Annotated in this window: 22 protein-coding genes and 2 tRNA genes; 8 read left to right on the top strand and 16 right to left on the bottom strand. The window is 68.3% G+C overall.

Annotated features, from left to right (window positions below):
• Positions 1–106: 106 nt before the first annotated feature.
• Both fadD5 and FFS52_RS16085 read right to left on the bottom strand, forming a co-directional pair.
• Complete coding sequence (gene fadD5 / locus FFS52_RS16080) at positions 107–1711, bottom strand: fatty-acid--CoA ligase FadD5 (RefSeq protein WP_068971888.1); 1605 nt, start codon at positions 1709–1711, stop codon at positions 107–109.
• An 82-nt stretch (positions 1712–1793) separates the two neighbouring features.
• Positions 1794–2600 carry an enoyl-CoA hydratase-related protein gene (locus FFS52_RS16085; RefSeq protein ID WP_137810266.1) on the bottom strand — a complete coding sequence of 269 codons (807 nt, stop codon included), beginning with the start codon at positions 2598–2600 and terminating at the stop codon, positions 1794–1796.
• 202 nt (positions 2601–2802) lie between these two features.
• Between FFS52_RS16085 and FFS52_RS16090 the strand changes: the two genes are divergently transcribed.
• Positions 2803–3990 carry a TetR/AcrR family transcriptional regulator gene (locus FFS52_RS16090; RefSeq protein WP_137810267.1) on the top strand — a complete coding sequence of 396 codons (1188 nt, stop codon included), beginning with the start codon at positions 2803–2805 and terminating at the stop codon, positions 3988–3990.
• 300 nt (positions 3991–4290) lie between these two features.
• Here the strand turns inward: FFS52_RS16090 and FFS52_RS16095 are convergent, their stop codons facing one another.
• The 5 genes from FFS52_RS16095 to FFS52_RS16115 form a co-directional block, all read right to left on the bottom strand.
• On the bottom strand, positions 4291–5184 hold the full coding sequence (locus FFS52_RS16095) for a hypothetical protein (protein ID WP_137810268.1): 894 nt from the start codon (positions 5182–5184) through the stop codon (positions 4291–4293).
• A gap of 62 nt (positions 5185–5246) precedes the next feature.
• Positions 5247–5672 carry a pyridoxamine 5'-phosphate oxidase family protein gene (locus FFS52_RS16100; RefSeq protein WP_137810269.1) on the bottom strand — a complete coding sequence of 142 codons (426 nt, stop codon included), beginning with the start codon at positions 5670–5672 and terminating at the stop codon, positions 5247–5249.
• 68 nt (positions 5673–5740) lie between these two features.
• On the bottom strand, positions 5741–6493 hold the full coding sequence (locus FFS52_RS16105) for an isocitrate lyase/phosphoenolpyruvate mutase family protein (RefSeq protein ID WP_137810270.1): 753 nt from the start codon (positions 6491–6493) through the stop codon (positions 5741–5743).
• Between the two features lie 48 nt (positions 6494–6541).
• On the bottom strand, positions 6542–7189 hold the full coding sequence (locus FFS52_RS16110) for a dihydrofolate reductase family protein (protein ID WP_137810271.1): 648 nt from the start codon (positions 7187–7189) through the stop codon (positions 6542–6544).
• Between the two features lie 119 nt (positions 7190–7308).
• A complete protein-coding gene (locus FFS52_RS16115) occupies positions 7309–8169 on the bottom strand; it encodes an SDR family oxidoreductase (RefSeq protein WP_137810272.1) in 861 nt (286 codons plus the stop codon).
• A gap of 108 nt (positions 8170–8277) precedes the next feature.
• On the opposite strand from FFS52_RS16115, the gene FFS52_RS16120 reads away from it, so the two are divergent.
• The 4 genes from FFS52_RS16120 (at position 8278) to FFS52_RS16135 (ending at position 9310) form a co-directional block, all read left to right on the top strand.
• A complete protein-coding gene (locus FFS52_RS16120) occupies positions 8278–8667 on the top strand; it encodes a helix-turn-helix domain-containing protein (protein ID WP_058252066.1) in 390 nt (129 codons plus the stop codon).
• A gap of 60 nt (positions 8668–8727) precedes the next feature.
• Positions 8728–8916 (top strand): hypothetical protein, encoded by a 189-nt coding sequence (locus tag FFS52_RS16125; protein WP_137810273.1) that lies wholly within the window; start codon positions 8728–8730, stop codon positions 8914–8916.
• Positions 8917–9042: 126 nt separating this feature from the next.
• Positions 9043–9115: transfer RNA gene (locus tag FFS52_RS16130), tRNA-Asn, on the top strand.
• Between the two features lie 121 nt (positions 9116–9236).
• A tRNA-Ile gene (locus tag FFS52_RS16135) sits at positions 9237–9310 on the top strand.
• A gap of 62 nt (positions 9311–9372) precedes the next feature.
• Here FFS52_RS16135 and FFS52_RS16140 read toward each other — a convergent pair.
• The 6 genes from FFS52_RS16140 to FFS52_RS16165 form a co-directional block, all read right to left on the bottom strand.
• Entirely contained in the window at positions 9373–9612 is a 240-nt protein-coding gene (locus FFS52_RS16140) for a hypothetical protein (protein WP_137810274.1), read from the bottom strand.
• On the bottom strand, positions 9561–10265 hold the full coding sequence (locus tag FFS52_RS16145; RefSeq protein WP_249356297.1) for a dihydrofolate reductase family protein: 705 nt from the start codon (positions 10263–10265) through the stop codon (positions 9561–9563). The genes FFS52_RS16140 and FFS52_RS16145 overlap by 52 nt, the downstream gene beginning before the upstream one ends.
• Before the next feature lie 115 nt (positions 10266–10380).
• Positions 10381–12303 carry a DNA primase gene (gene dnaG / locus FFS52_RS16150; RefSeq protein WP_137810275.1) on the bottom strand — a complete coding sequence of 641 codons (1923 nt, stop codon included), beginning with the start codon at positions 12301–12303 and terminating at the stop codon, positions 10381–10383.
• A gap of 62 nt (positions 12304–12365) precedes the next feature.
• Positions 12366–13682, bottom strand: coding sequence for a deoxyguanosinetriphosphate triphosphohydrolase (locus tag FFS52_RS16155; RefSeq protein WP_137810276.1), 1317 nt, complete (start codon positions 13680–13682; stop codon positions 12366–12368).
• Entirely contained in the window at positions 13675–14160 is a 486-nt protein-coding gene (locus tag FFS52_RS16160; protein WP_058252071.1) for a cold shock domain-containing protein, read from the bottom strand. Before FFS52_RS16160 ends, FFS52_RS16155 begins: the two co-directional genes overlap by 8 nt.
• A gap of 136 nt (positions 14161–14296) precedes the next feature.
• Positions 14297–15682, bottom strand: a complete 1386-nt coding sequence (locus FFS52_RS16165) for a glycine--tRNA ligase (RefSeq protein WP_004023004.1) — start codon at positions 15680–15682, stop codon at positions 14297–14299.
• Positions 15683–15875: 193 nt separating this feature from the next.
• On the opposite strand from FFS52_RS16165, the gene FFS52_RS16170 reads away from it, so the two are divergent.
• The 3 genes from FFS52_RS16170 to FFS52_RS16180 all read left to right on the top strand — a co-directional run bounded on the left by FFS52_RS16170 (position 15876) and on the right by FFS52_RS16180 (position 18300).
• Positions 15876–17414, top strand: a complete 1539-nt coding sequence (locus FFS52_RS16170; RefSeq protein ID WP_137810277.1) for a M28 family metallopeptidase — start codon at positions 15876–15878, stop codon at positions 17412–17414.
• An 86-nt stretch (positions 17415–17500) separates the two neighbouring features.
• Positions 17501–17875, top strand: coding sequence for a metalloregulator ArsR/SmtB family transcription factor (locus FFS52_RS16175; RefSeq protein WP_065631461.1), 375 nt, complete (start codon positions 17501–17503; stop codon positions 17873–17875).
• Positions 17872–18300, top strand: a complete 429-nt coding sequence (locus FFS52_RS16180; protein ID WP_058252074.1) for a Fur family transcriptional regulator — start codon at positions 17872–17874, stop codon at positions 18298–18300. The genes FFS52_RS16175 and FFS52_RS16180 overlap by 4 nt, the downstream gene beginning before the upstream one ends.
• A gap of 288 nt (positions 18301–18588) precedes the next feature.
• Here FFS52_RS16180 and FFS52_RS16185 read toward each other — a convergent pair whose 3' ends face one another.
• From FFS52_RS16185 to recO, 3 genes are read right to left on the bottom strand one after another with little or no spacing between them, the layout of a single operon-like run.
• A complete protein-coding gene (locus tag FFS52_RS16185) occupies positions 18589–18999 on the bottom strand; it encodes a hypothetical protein (protein ID WP_068970366.1) in 411 nt (136 codons plus the stop codon).
• Positions 18996–19817, bottom strand: coding sequence for an isoprenyl transferase (locus FFS52_RS16190; protein WP_137810278.1), 822 nt, complete (start codon positions 19815–19817; stop codon positions 18996–18998). The genes FFS52_RS16185 and FFS52_RS16190 overlap by 4 nt, the downstream gene beginning before the upstream one ends.
• On the bottom strand, positions 19798–20601 hold the full coding sequence (gene recO / locus FFS52_RS16195) for a DNA repair protein RecO (RefSeq protein WP_055475472.1): 804 nt from the start codon (positions 20599–20601) through the stop codon (positions 19798–19800). The genes FFS52_RS16190 and recO overlap by 20 nt, the downstream gene beginning before the upstream one ends.
• Between the last annotated feature and the right edge of the window lie 4 nt (positions 20602–20605).

The raw sequence follows: 20605 nt of genomic DNA on the forward strand, positions 1-20605 counted from the left end.
GTGGTCTGGACTGATGAGACCACGACGACCTGGACGCGAGTGCTCGCGCCCAGGTCGGAGGGTGTCGACGTCGCCGAGGCGTCCGACGACAGTGGATACGACGGCGTCAGTCGGCCAGGCCGGCGTCCTTGCTGCCGTAGCTCTGGCGCAGGGTCGGCTTGACGACCTTGCCACCGGCGTTGCGCGGCAACTCGTCGACGATGACGATGTCCTTCGGATGCTTGAACCGCGCGAGGTTCTCGTTGAGGTACGGCTCGAGGTCGGCGAGCGTCAGGTCCTCGACGCCTTCGGCGAGCACGACCACTGCGACCGGCACCTCACCCCACTTCTCGTGTGCGCGACCGATGATCGCCGCCTCGGTGATGCTCGGATGACCGAAGAGGACGTTCTCGACCTCGGCGCAGTAGATGTTCTCGCCACCGGAGATGATCATGTCCTTGGCGCGGTCGACGACGTAGAGGAAGCCCTCCTCATCGGCACGGACCAGGTCACCGGAGTGGAACCAGCCGCCGGCGAAGGCGTCGGCGGTGCCCTGCTCGTTCTGCCAGTACCCCTTCATCATGTTCGGGCCGCGGTAGACCATCTCGCCGACCTCACCCTGCGCGACGTCGTTGCCCTCGGGGTCGACGATGCGCGCGGTCACGGCCGGGACGACCTTGCCGATGGAGCCGATCTTGCGCAGGGCGTCCTTGCCCTCGAGTACGCAGGTGATCGGCGACATCTCGCTCTGTCCGAAGACGGCGACGTTGAGCGCCTCCGGGAAGGTCTCGTTCATCGCGTTCAGGACGGTGTCCGACGCCGGGGCCGCACCCCAGCTGATCACACGTAGCTTGAGATCACGCGGCTTGGCCTGCTGCGCGGCACAGACGGCCTGCCACTGTGCGGGCACCAGGAAGATCGAGGTGGTGCCCTCGCGCTCGATGGTGTCCAGCATGTCGTCGGGGTCGAACGCGCCGAGCGGATGGATCACCGAGAGGGCGCCCATGTAGAACAGGGGCGCCATGGCGCCGAGGCCGGCGATGTGGAACATCGGGGCAACACACGAGCCGATGTCGTCGGAACGGGTCTGCAGGGCCTGCAGACAGGTGACCGCCTGCGCCTGCATGTTCGTGTGAGTGAGCATGGCGCCCTTGGGCTTTCCGGTCGTGCCCGAGGTGTACATGATCAGCGCGACGGTCTCCTCGGGAACGTCGATCTCCTCGAGATCCGACGAATCCTCGGCGACGAGCGCCTCGTAGTCGAGGTGGTTGTCCTTGTCCGAACCGCCGACCACGATGGTGCGCTCGATCGCTCCGGTGGAGGCGGCCGCGGCGTCGGCCAGCGGGGCGAGCAGGGTCTCGGTGACGATCACCTTCGCGCCGCTGTCGTTGACGAGGAACGCGACCTCGGCCGGGCTCATCCGGATGTTCACCGGCACGGGGATGGCCCCGATCAGGTTCGCGCCCAGAACCGCTTCGACGTACTCCGAGCGGTTGAGCAGGACGATCAGCACACGATCGCCGAACTGCACGCCGCGGCGGCTCAGCGCGGCCGCGAAGGCGCGGCTGCGCTCGTCGAGTTCCTTCCAGGTGGTGACGTTGCCCAGGAACTTCAGCGCCGCCTTGTCCGGGGTCATGAAGGCGTGGCGGCGGATCTGGTTGTTCCAGTGGTTGCGGCGCGAACGCAGCGGCTCGGTGGCCAGGTCGCTGAAGGTGTCGACGGTCGCGGTCATACGATCGGTCTCCTCGTTGTCTCTCTGGTGGTGATGGGGTCGGGAACGGTTGTGGTACAGCGATTCCGACGTGTCGCAGTGCTCACTTGGAGGCGCCGGCGAACGCGGTGATGGCCGCCTGGAACTCCGGGGACTGGAGCAGTTCGGTCTGGCCGTCGAGTTCTCGTTCGATCGCGGCCTCGAAACCGGACATCGTGTGCGCGTCGAGCGCGGCCTTCGTGAGCCGGAGCGCCGCGGCGCTCTTGCAGGCGAGCTTGCGGGCGACCTTGCCGACCACCTCGTCGAGCGCGGCACGGTCCTCGACGACGCCGTTGACGAGTCCGGCGTCGAGAGCCTCTGCGGCACGCAGCTTCTCACCGAGCAGCGCCAGCTCGTTGGCTCGCACGCGGCCGACGGCCGTGGCGAACGACATCGAGGCCGCGCCGTCGGGCATCAGACCGATGTTGACGAACGCGAGCAGGAAATACGACCTGGCCGTCGTGTAGATGAGGTCGGCACCGAGTGCGAGCGACGCACCGATCCCGGCGGCCGCACCGTCGACCGAGGCGATCACCGGGACCGGGACCGAACGCACGGCCCGGATGAGATCAGAACCTCCGGAGATGATCTGACGCGCCTGCGTCGGAGTGAACCCGGAGGCGCCGCCCGCGGTCGACTGTTCGGCGAAGCCCCGGACATCGGCGCCCGCACTGAAACTGCCGCCCGCGCCGTCGAGCACGATCACGCGGACGTCGTCGCGAGTCGACCACTCCGCCAACGTGTCCTCGATCGCCTGATGGGCCCCGCCGTCGAGGGCGTTCATCCGTTCCGGACGAGAAATCGTCAGGCGCCCGATCCCGGAGTCGTCCACCGATGTGATGACTCCGCCGCGCGTGATCTCTTCGCTCACTGCTCTCCCCACTCCAGGCCGGCTTCTCGGTAGACACAGCCCCCCGCATCTGTGCCATCGCCTAGATTACTACCACAATGCGACGCAGATCACGAGAATCTCGGTTAACTTATCAGACCCGCAAGCCGGTCTCTCCTGCAGTTTTGCCGGTCGATGCCGAAATCTGTCACGAGAACGTGGTCTCCGGATAGGCTCTGTCGTCATGACCGCACGTCCGCAGACGTCGCGCCCGGACACCGGCGCCCGGCGTCGCCGTCCCGCCGACCGGCGACGCATGATCGTCGACGCCGCGGCGAAGGCCTTCAGCGACGGCGGGTACCACGCGGTGCGGCTCGACGACATCGCCGACGCCGTCGGCATCTCCACCCCGGCGCTGTACCGGCATTTCCCGAACAAGTACGCACTGTTCGCCGAGACCACCGCCGACCTCGCGACCGGCCTGCGCGACGTTCTCGACACCGTCCCGGAGGGGTCGCCCGAGGAGTTGCCCGCACTCCTCGAGGCGATCACCGCCACCTCGTTCGACAATCGCCGCCGCGGTGGGCTGTACCGGTGGGAGTCGCGCTACCTCGAGCCCGCCGACGCCGCGATCGTCCGCGATGTCGTCGTCCACCAGCATCGTCGTGTGCGTGCCGCCGCCCGCCGGCTGCGCCCGTTGCTGACCGATCTCGACGCCAATCTCGTTGCTGCCGCAATGATCAGCGTCGCGGCAAGTCCGACAACGCATCGCGCCTCGTTGCCGGCCCGCGAGGCGACGGCGTTGATGTCGGCCGCCGCGATCGGCCTGCTCGAAGTCGAGCTGCCCGAGCCGACCGACCTCGAGCCGCCGTCGGTGATCGGACTCGCCCCGGCCGCCAAGCGCGAGGTCATCCTGACCGAGGCGATCGAGCTGTTCGCCGCCCGCGGGTTCCGGGACGTGACGATCGAGGACATCGCACACGCGGCAGACCTGCCGGCATCAGGCGTGTACCGCCACTTCCCCAGCAAGGTCGCCATTCTCGAGGCCTCGTTCTGGCGCGCCACAGACCGGGTCACGTCGGCCATCTCCGACGCGCTGGCGGCGTCGACCACGCCCCGCGAGGCGATCGCCGCGATGGTCGCCTCGTACATCCGGTTATCATCCAGCGCAACCGATCTCATCGCGATCTACGAGACCGAGATCGGGCACACGACTCCACAGGCACGCGAGGAACTACGCAACCAGCAGCGGATCACCGTGGACGAGTTCGCCACCTGGCTCACCCGCGTCCGCGACGAGCTGTCGCTCTCGCAGGCGCGGTTCCTCGTACACGCTTCCCTGAACGTGGTCACCGACCTGTCGCGTCAGTCCCTACCGCCCTCCCCCGACCGGATCGACGCACTGGCGATGCGGATTCTGTTGCACGGCTGACTATCTGATGACCGGCAAGCACGCCGGACCCCGCTCCCTGATCCGAAAGAACTACAGAACCCGAGAGACGTGCTGAGCCACTGCTCCCTGAGGTGCGAGCGAAGCGAGCCACGAAGGGCTTCGCAACGTGTCTCACCAGGCCCTTCGTGGCTCGTCGCTAACGCTCCTCGCACCTCAGGGGGCAATGGTTATGTCGTTCTTCGGATTCGGAAGGCGATGGTTGGCCGCGCCCTCCGCAAGCTCCGGCCGCTCCTCAGGGAGCGATAGGACTCGCTTCTTTCGGATCAGGGAGCCGAGGCCTCACAGCACCGCGAAGTCGTCCATCAGCCAGCGACCGTCCTGCTCCACGAGGGTGACCTTGACCCGCGACTGATACGGGAATCCCTCCGGGAACTCCTGGGCGGTCTGCGGCGACTTCAGGGTCTGGTCCAGGGTGACCAGCACAACGGCCTTGCCGTCGTCGACGGACATGAGGCCCGCATTGTCGGCCGTCGCCGTGGACACCGATTCGGCCTCGGCGGATCCGCGGCGGGCGTCCTGCGAGGACTCGATGTAGGTCTGGGTAAACGCGGGCGTGGAGATCTCCCGGATGCGTCGGTCGAGGTCAGCGTAGTCGGCTGAGTTGTAGGTCGAGATCTCGGCCGCGTACCGCCGGGCGGTCTCGAGGAGGGACGTCGTCGTACCGGCCGACGCGCTCGACTCGGCGCGTTCATCGGCATCCACGTACGCCACGGCGAGCACCGCCGTCGACGCCGCGAGGACGACGACCGCCACGATCAGCGCGATCACCGCCCACGGTCGGCTGCCGACCGTCGAAGTCCAACCGGTCCACCGGCGGGAACCACTCCTACGCGCCGTGGCGGGATCGAGCTTGCGGGGGGTGCGGTCCGAGCCAGGGCGTGGGTCCGCGACCACGGTCGTGGCGTCGTCGGACCCGTCGGCGTCGTCCGTATCGGCCGGCTCGTCGGCACCCGTGGGCTCGTCAGCCGGGTGTCGGCGCTCGGCCTTGCGGGCTGCTTTCGCCGCCTTCGCCTCGGCCTCGGCGCGGTACTTGTCGCGGTTACTGCGATTGGCCTGCAGGAACTCGTTGCCGTCCAGCGGGGTGACCTGCTCGCCCGTCGGCGTTGTCGCCTGGTGAGACTCCGCGTCGACGGACTGTTCGGGCTGGTCGGACGTGGAACGCGACTTCGGCATGCGTTCAATGTAGCGAGACGTTCCCGACGGGTTCGTCTCGCTGCCGGATCACGGCCCGTCGGTCAGAGCGCACCGAGGTCCAGGGACACCCACTGTTTCGGTTCGAGGATCAGCTTGGTCTGGGGACCGTGATCCTTCTCGGCCATCTCCACGTAGGGGTCGACGGCCTGGGGCGGGAGGTAGCGCGCCGCCATCTCCTGCAGGTCGCCGCGGGTGCCCGGCACCATGTCGACCGCATCCCCCGACACGGCCACGTACATCAGCCGCGGCGACACCTCGTCGACCATGAACGTGAACCGCCCGGCGGTACGGATGAGCTGCAACTTGCGCGATTCGGTTCCGGTGAGCAGCCAAGGGCGACCGCCCGGCTCGTACTGGTACCACACCGGGACCGTGAGCGGCGCCCGGCCGGGCTCGGCTTCGACCGACAGCGCCGCGACATGGGGTTCGGACAGGAACGCTTCTCGTTCGGATTTCGTGAGTGCCATGATCCGACGGTAGTTCGGACCACCGACATTCTCCTCCGGGTCCGACTACCCGGAGGAGAGCGGTGTGACTACTTCCAGGGTTCGAGAACCTCGGCGGCGCGCTCGGCGAGCACCATCTGGAAGATCGGTCCGAAACTGACCCGGGCGACACCGAGTTCGGCCAGTGCCGCTTTGGTGTTCTTGGTCGGATGGCCGATCGCGTTGACCGGCAACGGCAGTTCGCTGGTGAGCCGCCTCTGCGCGGCGTCGTCGTGGAAACCGACCGGGTACAGCACGTCTGCGCCGGCATCGGCAGCCAATTTCATTCGGTCGATTGCCCGGTCGAGGCGGTCGGATTCGTCGCCGACCTGCTTGACGAACAGGTCGGTGCGCGCGTTGATCACCACGTGGACATCGGTGGCGTCGGACGCCGCCCGGAGCGCACCCACGAAGTCGGCGTGCTCCTGTGCGTCGCGAAGGCGTCCGCCCTCGCTGTGCACGGTGTCCTCGATGTTCAGACCGACGGCACCCGCGGCGATCAGGCCCTCGATGAGCGTCTTCGGGTCCTCCCCGTAGCCGGACTCGATGTCGACGGAGATCGGGACGTCGACCGCCGCGGTGATCTGCCGGATGCGGGTGGTCAGTTCCTCGAACGTGATGCCCTCGTTGTCGGGCTTGCCGATCGAGTCCGACACCGGGTGACTGCCGACGGTGAGCGCGGTGAACCCGGCGGAGATCGCGAGGTTCGCCGACCAGGCGTCCCACACCGTGGGCAGGATGACCGGGTTTCCCGGTTGGTGGAGTTCGAGCAGAGTCGTGGCCTTGCCGGCGAGTTCCGTCATGGTCCCTACAACTACGCGAGTTCCCGGTCTCATTCCACCGCCATTGCGCTACTTGCGCCAGAACAAATGGTGCGTCACGCCACTGGTGCTCGGGACGGATTCGTGGTGATACCGGCCCTCGAGCTCCTCGGGTGACTCCCAGAGTTTGAGTCCGGCGCCGATCGTGACGGGTGCGACGGCGATGTGGAGGGTGTCGATGAGGTCGGCGTCGAGGAACTCCCGCACGGTGCTCACGCCGCCGCCGATACGTACGTCCTTGCCGTCCGCCGCGGCCTTCGCCTGCTCGGCGGCCTCGGCCGGGGTGGCGTCGAGGAAGTGAAACGTGGTGTCGCTCAGCGTGAACGACGGCCGAACATGGTGCGTCAGCACGAAGACGGGAGTGTGGAACGGCGGTTCGTCACCCCACCAACCCTGCCACTCGTGGTCGGTCCACGGGCCGCGTTGATAACCGAACTTGTTGCGGCCCATGATCTCCGCACCGATGTTGTGGGCGAAGTCGCGAGTGAAGTAGTCGTCGAGGCCGCGGGTGCCACCCGGGTCGGTCCGGTTGGGCCAACCGGCGGTGGCACCCGCCCACGACATCAGTTCCCACGGTTCGACGCGGTCACCGAAGGGCCGCTCGAACGTCTGGTTCTCCCCCGCCCCCACCCTATCTTGTGAGATCGAGAAGTTCTGGACTCTGAGTAGCTGTGGCATGGTTCGGCTTCCTTGTCGGCCGGCACGAGCAATCTATGCGGACAGACTCGGTGTCGCAGCCAAACTCATCGATGCGACTCGGCGCGGAGCACGCCGGACGCCGATCGTGCGACGCCGGGTCAGGCGAGCGCCTGCGCGATGACCTCCGCGACAGGGGTCGACGACCGGCCGATGAGCGACTGGAGGTCGCCGGAGTCGGTGTCCAGCTCACCGCGGCTGATCCCGGCATCTGCGCCGGCCAGCATCGCGGCGACCGGTTCCGGCAGACCCGCGCTGACGAGAGCGGCCTGGTAGTCGGCTTCGGAGAGGTCGCGGTACTGGACGGACGCACCCGAGGCCTCACCGATCGCTCGAGCGAATTCGCCGTAGGTCAGCCGCTCGTCGCCACCCAACTCGTAGACCTTGCCGGCCTGGTCTGTGTCGGCGGTGAGGACCGCTGCGGCCGCAGCCGCGTAGTCGGCGCGAGCGGCGGCAGCGAGTTTTCCCTCACCCGCGGCACCCAGGAGCGTTCCGGTCGCCGCCGCCTGCGGGATGGCGGCCAGGTAGTTCTCCCAGTACCAGCCGTTGCGCAAGATCACGGCGGGCACCGACGACTCGTTCAGTCGGGCTTCGGTGGCGACGTGCTCGGGAGCCAGACTCAGACCGCTCGTGTCGGCGTGCAGCAGGCTGGTGTAGGCGATCAGTTCGACGGAGTTGGCCTCCGCCGCCTCGATCACGTTGGTGTGCTGGGCAACACGTTGCCCGACCGCCGAACCCGAGACCAGCAGCAACTTGTCGACGCCGACGAGGGCGTCGACAAGTGATGCCGGATCGTCATAGTCGGCGACACGGACCGAAACGCCGTGCGACACAAGCGTCGAGGCCTTCGACTCGTCGCGGACGATCGCCACCACGTCGGCGGCGGCGACGCCCCGGGCGAGTAGTTCGTCGATCACGAGTCCGCCGAGCTGTCCCGTCGCGCCGGTCACTGCTGTGGTCATCTGATTCCTCATCGCTGTCGGTTGGACGACTCCCAGTATGCACTTACTTTTCGTAAGTGCAATACGAACTGTTAGCAAGGTCTCGTCGATTCGGCTACCGTTGAGCACGTGACCGAGATCAGCGACGAGTCCCTCGAGGCGGACGTCTTCGCCCGAGACTGCTCGTCCCGGACCACACTGCAGACCGTCACCGGACGCTGGGGCAGCCTCGTGCTGATCGCGTTGGGGGAGAGCAACTATCGATTCAGCGCGCTGCGGCGACGCGTCGACGGCGTGAGCGAACGGATGCTCTCGCAGACCCTGCAGAGCCTCGAACGCGACGGCATGATCGTGCGCACCGTCCTCGAAGCCATCCCGCCGAAGGTCGAGTACCACCTCACCCCGCTCGGCAGGCAGGTCGCCGACCAGTTGAGCGGCCTGATCGAACTCGTGCAGGACAACATGCCGGCCGTCCGCGACGCCCAGGCCGACTACGACGAGCGACGCGGCGGAGACTGAAACCACTCTCGTCGGGTACACGTGGAGACGTAGGAGTCCGACGACGAGAGGAGCGTCCCGATGACGTCACCGGAAGCCGACCTGCCGGTCGAGGCCAACGAGGCCGATGCACTCGAGCAAGCCCAGACGGCAGCGCCCGACCCCGCTGAAGGTGTCAACCCCAGCGTGCCGTTCGAAGCCGACGACGCCGACGCCGCCGAACAGGCCGCCGAGGTCGAGATCGATCCCGAGGACTACCCCCGGGACTAGCGCAGCGGGCGGCCTGGCCGCCGCATGCGGCTGACCGCCCGTTTTGTCGTCCGACATGACCATGCGCTAAAGTCTGTCCTCGGTCCTGATGACGCGCTCCACGAGCGCCGAGCAGGTCCGAGGCAGTCCCCCATAGCTCAATTGGCAGAGCATTCGACTGTTAATCGAACGGTTACTGGTTCGAGTCCAGTTGGGGGAGCAAGAGGCCCGTCACCCGCGTCGGCAGGTGACGGGTTTCTCGTCTTCGGCAGTCGTGCCGGTCCGCATTCATATGACCGTCGACCGTGCGGTAATGTCCAGCATCGGGCTCTCGGGCCCACGGGGCGGTAGCTCAGTCGGTTAGAGCCGCGGACTCATAATCCGTAGGTCGCGGGTTCGAGCCCCGCCCGCCCCACGCACGAAAAGCGTTGTAGCACAGAGCGAGAGCAAACAATCCCCCGGCCGGGCCCGCAGCGCTCACTCACCCACTGTGGGTGGCACATCGGTCGAGTCGGCCATCACCTCAGAGCCACTGAGTGTCTCGTTGGCGCGGCACTCGACCAGCAGCGGCACGAAGTCGCGCTCGTCGGTGCCGTCGAAGTGTCGGTACGCGGCTTCGACCGCATCGGCCACTTCCTCGGGTTTTCTGTCGCCGTACATCCCGATCAGGCGGTGCTGCACCTCGGTGACCTGCCGGCGCTCGTCATACGCGTCCACGGTCCCACGCTAGGCAGCCGCCGGTCGCCCTCGCAGAGTGGGAGAACGAACCGTCGTCGACTGTTCAGCTCGAGTTCGTCGCCGGGTGGCGCCGGCTCATCGTTCGACGCGACACCAGTACTCGGTCTCACCGGGAATGGGCGTGAGTCTGACCTCGCCGCCCTCGGGACGGTCGACAGCCGGACCCCCGCCCCCAGGAACACCGGGACGAAGAACACGAGCACCTCGGCGAGCAGCCCGTGATCGAACATCTGTCGCGCGACGTCGGCGCCGATGACGGTGACGTAGCCGTCGCCGGCCGTCCGGGCGGCGAGGTCGACCGCCTCGTGCAGATCCGAGACGAACGTGAAGCCGTCGACGGGGTCCGCCGGCGGGTTGTGTGTGAGAACGACGGCGGGACCGTCGTATTCGCCGCCGAACGCACCCTCGCGGTCGGTGCCCTTGTTGGGGTCATCGCCGCGGAACGACCGGTTGCCGACCAGCAGTGCGCCGGTGCCGCGCATCAACCGTGCGGCGGCATCGTCCGCTGCAGTGGACGCCGGCTGCCCGTCGGCGGGCACGTCGAAGAATCGGGTCAGCCACGACATGTCGCCACCGGGTCCGGCGATGAACCCGTCGAGTGATGCCGTCGCCGAGAAGATCGTTGTCGCCATGGATTCCTGCCTCCGTCGGTGGCGTGGGGGTATCGACGGGGTAGACCGGGCCGGAGACGGATACTCATCGGCCGCCGGCCCCGCGACCGTCGGCGCGAAGACCTACGCGGGTGTGTCAGCCCGCGTCGACGATCGGGTCGACAGCCTGTTCCAGCAGGCTACGACGATAGGCCTCGAGCGCCACGAGATCACCGAAGACCGCGTTGTAGCCGTCGGGGTCGTCGCTGGGTGCCATCCGGCGCAGACGCGACTTGATGTCGGCGATCTGCGAGCCCACCCACACCTCCTGCAACCGTGCGAGCACGCTGGAGATGTAGCGGGCGATGTTGTCCTCGTCGACCGGCATCGATTCGACGGCGAGTTCGGTCACGAGCGGATCGATGATCGGGTCGTCGACGGCATTGCGCACCGCGTCGACCCAGGCCGCGCCACCCAGACCGGACGACGTCCCGCCGAGCCCGGTCATCGCCTGGCGGATGATCGCGTAGGCCGGCTCGTTGAAGCACTCGACGGGCAGCGAGTCGAAGACCGTGCCGGCGATCGCCGGATACTGCAGCGCCGCCTTCAGCGCTTCCCGCTGCGGCCACAGGCGCGGGTCGTTGGGCTGGGGGCGGGCCGACGTCGGCGCGGCCTCCGCCTCCGGCCGATTACGAGCACCGCGACCGCTCCCCCGACTGCCGGAGTTACTGACGCCCTGCGCCTTTCGAATTCTCGCGCCTTCTTCGCGGACTCTGCCGAGAACCTGGGAGACCTCCTCCCAACCGACCCAACCCGCCAGCTGGCGGGCGTACTCGTCACGCAGCGCGATGTCCTTGATCCGGGCGACCACCGGGACGGTGTCGCGCAACGCGTGGACGCGGCCCTCGGCGGTGTCGAGGTCGTGGCCGGCGAGGAGGGTCTTGATCGCGAACTCGAACATCGGCACCCGACGCGCGACCAGGTCGCGGACGGCGGCGTCGCCCTTCTCCTGCCGGAGTTCGCAGGGGTCCATGCCGTCGGGCGCGATCGCCACGAACGTCTGCCCCGAGATGGACTGTTCGCCCTCGAAGGCCTTGAGCGCGGCTGCTTTTCCGGCATCGTCCCCGTCGAAGGTGTAGATCACCTCGCCGCGGAAGTACGAGTCGTCCATCATCAGCCGCCGGATGAGGGCGAGGTGGTCCTCACCGAATGCGGTGCCACACGAGGCGACCGCGGTGGTGACGCCGGCCAGATGCATCGCCATGACGTCGGTGTAGCCCTCGACGACCACCACCTGATGCCCCTTGGCGATGCTCTTCTTCGCGTGATCGAGACCGAACAGCACCTGAGACTTCTTGTACAGCATGGTCTCCGGCGTGTTCATGTACTTGCCGAGGTTGTCGTCGTCGAACAGTTTGCGGGCGCCGAAGCCGATGATGTCCCCGCCGAGGTTGCGGATCGGCCACAGGAGACGGCGATGGAAGCGGTCGATCGGCCCCTTGCGTCCTTGTTTGGACAGACCGGCGGCCTCGAGTTCGCTGAACTCGAAGCCCTGCGACAACAGCGCCTTGGTCATCGTGTCCCAGCCGGCAGGTGCGTAACCGCAACCGAATTGGACGGCCGCCACCGCGTCGAAGTCGCGTTCCTTGAGGTAGTCGCGCGCCGGCTGCGCCTCGGGTGACTGCAGCGCGGCCGCGTAGAACTTGGCCGCGGCGGCGTTGGCGGCCACCAGTCGGGCGCGGGTGCCGCGGTCCCGCTTGATGGCGGTACCGCCGCCCTCGTAGTTGATCTGGTAGCCGATCCGGTCGGCGAGCTGCTCGACCGCCTCGACGAAGCTGATGTGCTCCTGCTTCTGCAGGAAGCTGTACACGTCGCCGCCCTCGCCGCAGCCGAAGCAGTGGAAGTGGCCGTGGTTGGGACGGACGTGGAACGACGGCGACTTCTCGTCGTGGAAGGGGCACAGGCCCTTGAGGCTGTCGGCACCGGCGCGCCGGAGGGCGACGTAGTCGCCGACGATGTCCTCGATCCTCGTCTGCTCACGGATCGCCGTGATGTCGCGATCGGGAATTCGGCCTGCCACGCGACCAGTGTAGTGACGCCGGTGAGGCCGCCCGGCCGGGTGCTTCGTCGACCACGCCCGGCCTACCCCAGATGCGCCTGGGCCCCCGAATTGTGCTTGTCGGTGCGCTCGAGCCGGCCTTCGGTCATGGACGCGATCTGGTCGACGATGACGCGCATGCGGGCGGCATCGTCGGACGCGGCGTTCCACCACGGCACGAAGATCGGGTCCAGGCCCCCTGGCGCCGCCTCGGCGAACCAGTTCGCGACCCGGTGGATGCGTTCCCGCTGGCGACGCTGCGTCGCCTTGTGCCGCTCGTTGGAGAAGATGAAGCGCAGTGCCAGGGTCTTGAGCATCGACACCTCGGCGGCGATGAGTTCCGGCACCTCGAGGTCGGCGTCGTAGCGCGAGACCGGCCGGTCGCCGACCACCTCGCGGGTGCCGGTGATCGCGGCCGACGCGAAGCGGCCGATGAACTCACTCGTCAACCTCTTGAGCGCGACGTAGGAGTCGAGCGTGCCGTCGAAGACACCCACCGACCGCACGATGTCCATGCGGTGCAGGCGGGCGGCGGCGTCGACGAGGGCCTCGGGGTCGAGACCCGGGAATTCCTTGGCGCCGATGTCGGCGAGCGCGCGTTGGTCCTGCGGATCGCCGAGGGTCCGCAGGTCGATCCGGCCACCGATGACGCCGTCCTCGAGGTCGTGCACGGAGTACGCCACGTCGTCGGACCAGTCCATGATCTGCGCCTCGACGCACTGTCGGGTACCGGGCGCGTCACGACGAATCCACGCCAGCATGGCGACATCGTCGTCGTAGGCGCCGAACTTGCCTCCGGGCGTGCGTCGGGTCCACGGATACTTCAGGGTCGCGTCCAACGACGCGCGGGTGAGGTTGAGGCCGGCGCTGCGCCCGTCGGCATCGAGCAGCTTGGGTTCGAGCCGCGTCAGGATGCGCAGGTTCTGGGCGTTGCCCTCGAAACCACCGTGGTCCGCCGCCACCTCGTCGAGCGCGCGTTCGCCGTTGTGTCCGTAGGGCGGATGCCCGATGTCGTGGGCGAGTCCGGCGAGTTCGACGAGGTCGGGTTCGGCGCCGAGACCGATGGCGATCCCCCGGCCGATCTGCCCGACCTCGAGCGAATGCGTGAGCCGGGTACGGGGCGTGTCGCCCTCGCGCGGACCGACGACCTGCGTCTTGTCGGCCAGCCTGCGCAGGGCGGCCGAGTGCAGGACCCGCGCACGGTCCCGCGCGAAGTCGCTTCGATGGTCGGTCCGGGTGCCGGGCAGGCTCGCGACCTTGGCGCCCTCGGGCACGAACCGCTCGACGGCCTCGTCGCCGTAGGTTGCCACCGTCGGGAGCACATGCCCGACCGTCTCGGGAACCTGTCGGGTGCTAGTCAAGCACCCAGCCCCGGGCGACGGCGAAGTCGGTGACCCGCTGCCTGATCGCCACGATCTGACGAGCCGTGAGGGCGCCGTCGGCGTCGAGGAGCAGCTCGGTGAGCTCTTCGGTGAACGCGGCGGCATCCAGCGAGCCACCCCCGCCGCGCGGACGACGACTGCCGCGGTCGTCGTGACGTCCGCGGTCGCCCCGGTCCCCACGATCACGGTCGCGGCCGTGGTGCTCGTCGCGGCGGTGCGCCCGTGCGCCGGCGGTGTCGTCGGCCGGCGCGGCCTCGGTCACCGCGACGTTGACGGCCTTGGAACCGCGGTCGGTCTCCTCGATGTCGAAGGACACCTTGGCACCCGGTTTCAACGAGTTCTCGTCGATGTCGATGTCGTTGATGTGGAGGAACACATCGGCGCCGCCCGATTCCGGCGCCAAGAACCCGAATCCCCGATTCGCGTCGTAATGAACGACTTTCCCGCTGACAGACACGACTCCACTCACTCTCTCGTCGCGCGCACGACGGACCCCATGCCCTACTCCACGCGACAACTCGTCATCGATTGTGACAGACATCCGCAGGTCAGGCGGAATCGTGAACACCCGGCCCGCGCGGCCGGGAGCAGGATCAGGCGCCGAGCAGCTTGCCGCCGAGATACTCGGCGACCTTGTCGAGCGCGACCCGCTCCTGGCTCATGGTGTCCCGTTCGCGCACCGTGACGGCCTGGTCGTCGAGGGTGTCGAAGTCGACCGTCACGCAGAACGGCGTGCCGATCTCGTCCTGCCGGCGGTACCGCTTGCCGATGCCCTGTGCGTCGTCGAACTCGACATTCCAGTGCTTGCGGAGCTCGGCGGCGAGGTCGCGGGCCTTCGGCGAGAGCTTCTCGTTGCGCGAGAGCGGCAGCACGGCGACCTTGATCGGGGCCAGCCGGCGGTCGAGCCGCAGCACCGTCCGAGTGTCGGTGCCGCCCTTCGCGTTCGGCACCTCCTCCTCGGTGTAGGCGTCGCACAGGAAGGCCATCAGCGAGCGGGTCAGGCCGGCCGCCGGCTCGATCACGAACGGGGTGTAGCGCTCACCCGACGCCTGGTCGAAGAACGACAGGTCCTCCCCCGAGTGCTTGCTGTGGGTGGACAGGTCGTAGTCGGTCCGGTTGGCGACACCCTCGAGCTCACCCCACGGGTTGCCGGTGAAGCCGAACTTGTACTCCACGTCCACAGTCCGCTTGGAGTAGTGCGACAGCTTCTCCTTCGGGTGGTCGTAGAGCCGCAGGTTCTCCGGGTCGATGCCCAGGTTGACGTACCAGTCGAAGCGCTGGTCGATCCAGTACTGGTGCCATTCCTCGTCCTCGCCCGGCTTGACGAAGAACTCCATCTCCATCTGCTCGAACTCGCGGGTGCGGAAGATGAAGTTGCCCGGTGTGATCTCGTTGCGGAAGCTCTTGCCGATCTGCGCGATGCCGAACGGCGGCTTCTTGCGCGCGGTGGTCATCACGTTCTTGAAGTTCACGAAGATGCCCTGTGCGGTCTCGGGACGCAGGTAGTGCAGACCCTCTTCGTCGTCGACGGGCCCGAGGAACGTCTTCATCAGACCGCTGAACGCCTTGGGTTCGGTCCAGTTGCCGGGCTGCCCGGTCTCCGGGTCGTTGATGTCGGCCAGACCGTTGGCCGGCGGGTGCCCGTGCTTCGCCTCGTAGGCCTCGATGAGATGGTCGGCGCGGTAGCGCTTGTGGGTGTGCAGCGACTCGACCAGCGGGTCGGTGAACACCTCGACGTGGCCGGAGGCCTCCCACACCTGACGCGGCAGGATAACCGACGAGTCGAGGCCGACGACGTCCTCGCGGCTGATGACCATCGTGCGCCACCACTGCCGCTTGATGTTCTCCTTGAGTTCGACGCCGAGCGGGCCGTAGTCCCACGCCGATTTGGTACCGCCGTAGATCTCACCGCACTGGTACACCAGGCCCCGGCGCTTGGCGAGGTTGACGACGGATTCCACATTGGACTGGGCGGCCACGGTTAACTGCTCTCCACGGGTTGAGGTGTTCGGCTGGGACGGTCGTGCTGACGCTCGGTGCTCGACGTGCATCCACCAGATGCGGGCGGCAACCCGTACAGACTACCGAGCACGTGTGCCGTTTCCCGAAACCACCGGCAACGGTGCACCCGTCGGACCCACATGCACGGACGGGAACTGCCAGAGTGGCAGGGTGATCGTTCGCATACGACGACGCGTCGGCGTCCCCCCATCGGCCCGCGGGCGTCGGCCGGTCCTCGCCTCGGCCGGCCTCGCACTGACAATGGCACTGGCCGTGGGGTGTTCGTCCGAGCAGCCCGCCGAGCCCGAGCGACCCTCGTCGGCGCCGGTGTCGACGCCCTCTCCCGAACCGCCGATCGACGAGGTCACCCCGGCCGCGCTGGCCGACGCCGTCACCCTCGACAACGTGATGGCGCACGTTCGCGCACTGGCCCAGATCGCCGACAACAACGGCGGCAACCGCGCGGCCGGCACACCCGGGTACGACGACTCGCTGGACTACGTCGCCGGGCTCCTCCGCACGGCGGGCTTCGACGTGACGACGCCGCCCGTCGAGTACGAGCGCTTCGACGCCGGTCCGGTCAGCCTCACCGCCGACGGCCTGAAGGTCGCCACCCGCGTCGTCGAGTATTCGGCCGGAACCGGCGACACCCCGGTCACCGGGGCCCCGGTCGCCGTCAACGGCCTCGGATGCGCAAGCACCGACTTTCCGGCCACGACGCGTGGTGCGATCGCCGTCATCACCCGAGGAACCTGCACCTTCGCCGACAAGGCACGGAACGCGGAGTCGGCCGGCGCGGTCGGGGTCGTCATGGTCAACAACGAACCCGGCCCGCTCACCGGCGCCACCCTGGGGCCGGACGACCGCCCGGGGATCCCGGTCCTCGGCATCGCGGGCGACGACGCCGAACGGGTGCGGTCGGCGCGATCGGTCGCGCTTGCGGTCGAGGCGAAGACCACCGGCATCACCACGCGCAACCTGATCGCCGAGACCCGGACGGGCACCGGCGACGACGTCGTCATGGCCGGCGCACACCTCGACAGCGTCGCCGAGGGACCCGGCATGAACGACAACGCCAGCGGCTCCGCGGCCGTGCTCGAGACGGCCCTGCGACTCGGGTCGTCGCCGCGGGTCCCGCACCGCGTGCGATTCGCGTTCTGGGGCGCGGAGGAGGACGGGCTCGTGGGCTCCACCGAGTACGTCCGGGGACTCGACCCGGCCGCACGTACGGCGGTGGCCCTCTACCTGAACTTCGACATGCTCGCCTCACCCAACGGCGGGTACTTCACCTACGACGGCGACGACTCCGAGCGTCAGGGAGCCGGCCCCGGCCCGGACGGCTCCGGGGGCATCGAGCGGACCTTCGAGAAGTTCTACGCCGATCGCAGCATCCCCCTCGCCCCCGACGACTTCGACGGCCGTTCCGATTACGGCCCGTTCATCGCGGTGGGCATCCCCTCCGGCGGGGTGTTCACCGGCGCGGAAACAGAGAAGGACGAAGCGCAGGCGAAGATGTGGGGCGGCCGGGCCGGCGAACCCTTCGACCCCGACTATCACACCGCGCGCGACACCCTCGACAACCTGAACACCGACCTGCTGGGCGTCAACTCGGCTGCGGTCGCGTCCGCGGTCGCAACCTACGCGGTGTCGACCGCAGGAGCGGACGGGGTCCCGCCGCCGGCCGAGCGCCGACGTGCAGACGAGGGCTGACCAGCGGCGACACCGGTGGCATGGATTGAAAACCATTTCCGATAGAATGGCCGGATCAGTGGCGCGAGCCAGGCGAGAGGAGCGCGATGTCGACGCAACCGTTGGACGGGCCCGGACCGATCGAAGCGGCCGATGCCGCAGCGCGGGAAGCCGCCGCCGACCTCCTGCGCGCCCTCGCCTCCCCCACCCGCGTCGCGATCGTGCTGTCCCTGCGGGAGCGGGTGCAGTGCGTCCACGAACTCGTCGGGCACCTGGGCTTGAGTCAGCCACTGGTCAGCCAGCACCTGCGCGTGCTCAAGGACGCCGGTGTGGTGCGAGGCCAGCGCAACGGTCGTGAGATCACCTACGAACTCCTCGACGACCACGTCGCGCACATCGTCGGCGATGCGCTGATCCACGCGAACGAGACCACCGACGGCCGCGCCGTGCCGTCCGATGCGTCCCGGGCGGTGAACGAATGAGTGGCGTCGCCTCGGGCCCGCAGCCGGTCACCGGCATCCGGTCGACGCGCCAACGCGCCGCGATCGCCGACGCCCTGGCCGGCACCGAGGACTTCTGCTCCGCGCAGGAACTGCACGAGATCCTCAAGGCCCGGGGCGAATCCATCGGCCTGACGACGGTGTACCGCAATCTGCAGGCGCTGAGTCAGGCCGGCCAGATCGATGTCCTGTGGGACGGTTCCGGTGAGACCCGATACCGCCATTGTTCGTCGGGACACCACCACCATCTCGTGTGCCGGGAGTGCGGCACCACCGTCGAGGTCCAGGCCGAACCGGTCGAACGCTGGGCCGCAAAGATCGCCGCCCAGCACGGCTTCACCGACATCAACCACACCGTCGAGGTCTTCGGGCGCTGCGGGGACTGCCGGACCGCCGAGAAGGACTGAGCTTTCAGCGCCCCCTGATCCGAAAGACCACACCCCACTGGTCCCTGATCCGAAAGAACCACACACCGCTGGTCTGTGGCGTGCGAGCGATGCCCCTCCCTCTGCTCCCTGAGGTGCGAGGAGCGAAAGCGACGAGCCACGAAGGGTCCTGGCGAGACACGTTGCGGCCCTTCGTGGCTCGCTTCGCGCGCACCTCAGGGAGCATAGGTCGCGCTCAACGCCTCAGGGAGCATTGGTCGTGCTCAACGCTTCTCAGTCCTCAGGGGGCGGGATCCGATGTCGCCAGACTCAAGCAGAAGCCGGGCCCACCAGCCGTTCGGCGGCGTCGACACCGGCGGCGAGGACGATGTGCAGGACCGTCAGCAGCGGCACGTCGTCGAGCTGGCTCGCCGGAAACGTGTAGTACTGCAACACATCTGTGGTGACCCCCGCACGGTCGGAGCGTCGGAGGCTGCCGAAGCTGAGCTGGGCGGCGCACGCCTCGACGTCGTCCCGGAGCGTCGGCGTGTTGGGCAGGTCCATCGCGACCATCTGCGTCAGGGCCAGCACGTCGAGCCCGTCGGCCAGCGTGAGCACGCGGATGGAGGCACGCGTCGGACCGACCTGCACGACGAGGGAGTCGGCGTCGGGTCGGTCGACGGGACCGAGTTCGGCGACGATCTGCGCGGTCCGGTCGAGGAGCGCGGCGGCGTCGGTCACGACGGCTTCACCCCGCCGAATCGCCGGTCGCGCGATGCGTATTCGAGGCAGGCCGCCCACAGGTCACGCCGGTCGAAGTCCGGGAAGAGCTTCTCCTGGTAGACCATCTCGGCGTACGCCGACTGCCACAGCAGGAAGTTCGAGATCCGCTGCTCCCCCGACGGACGCAGGAACAGGTCGACGTCGGGCATGTCCGGCTCGTCCAGGTACCGCGCGAAGGTCGACTCCGAGATGCGCTCCGGGTCGATCTCGCCGCGCGCCGCGCGTCGCGCGATCTCCCGTGCGGCGTCGGCGATCTCGGCACGACCGCCGTAGTTGACGCACATCGTGAGCGTCATGACGGTGTTGTCGCGGGTCATCTCCTCGGCGATCTCGAGTTCCCGGATCACGCTGCGCCACAACCGGGGTCGGCGTCCGGCCCAGCGCACCCGGACGCCCATCTCGTGCATCTCATCGCGTCGACGGCGGATGACGTCGCGGTTGAAGCCCATGAGGAACTTCACCTCGTCGGGGCTGCGCGACCAGTTCTCGGTGGAGAACGCGTAGGCGGAGAGCCAGCCGACCCCCAATTCGATACAGCCGCAGACGGTGTCCATCAACACGGCCTCGCCGCGCTTGTGCCCCTCGGTGCGCGGGAACCCGCGGTCGGTGGCCCAGCGCCCGTTCCCGTCCATCACCAGCGCCACGTGCTTGGGCACGAACTCCGCGGGGATCGCCGGGGGCCGGGCACCGCTCGGATGCGGATCGGGGGGACGGACATCCGTCCGGAGGCTCGCGGCCTTGCGTCCCTTCGCCGAACTACCCGGCCGCAACGCCATCGTCGACCCTCCTCACGCCCGTGTCCACACCCGTCTCCATCAGCCTATGAGGGGCGGTGCGTTCGATCAGCGGCAGGGTTCGGAGCTGGCGTTCCAGATGCCACTGCAGATGCGCGGCGGTGAGTCCGCTGGCCTGTCGACGCAGCGACGGCGTGGCGTCGACGACCTCATCCCACCGACCGCGGAACAGGGCCTCCATGAGGTCGAGCACGCCGGGCGAGGGGGTCGCCGATCCGGGTGGCCGGCACGGCAGACAGACGGCGCCGCCGGCGGCGACGTGGAAAGCGCGGTGGGGGCCGGGTGTCGCGCACCGCGCGCACTCCTCGAGCGCCGGCATCCAGCCCGCGCTGTACATCGCGCGCAGCAGGTAGGCGTCGAGGATCAGTTCTCGCGGCCGGCGGTCGTCGGCCAGCGCGGCCAACGCCCCGACCGTCAGCCGGTGCAGCTGACGGGTGGGCGCTCGTTCCTCACCCGCGAGCCGCTCCGCGGTCTCGAGGACCGCGCAGGCCGTGGTGTAGCGCCCGTAGTCGGCGACGATGGCGTCGGCGAAGGCGTGCAGGCTGTGGACCTGGGTGACCACGTCGAGGCTGCGGCCGGGGTACAGATGTACGTCGATGTGAGCGAAGGGTTCGAGCCGGGCGCCGAACTTGGACCGCGTCCGCCGCACGCCCTTGGCGACCGCGCGCACGAGACCGTGCTCGGCGGTGAGCAGCGTGATGATGCGGTCGGCTTCGCCCAGCTTGTGCTGGCGCAGCACGACGGCCTCATCCCGGTAGAACCTCACCGGG

The organism is Gordonia sp. ALPHA1B1, from assembly GCF_005502615.1.
GTDB lineage: Bacteria > Actinomycetota > Actinomycetes > Mycobacteriales > Mycobacteriaceae > Gordonia > Gordonia hongkongensis.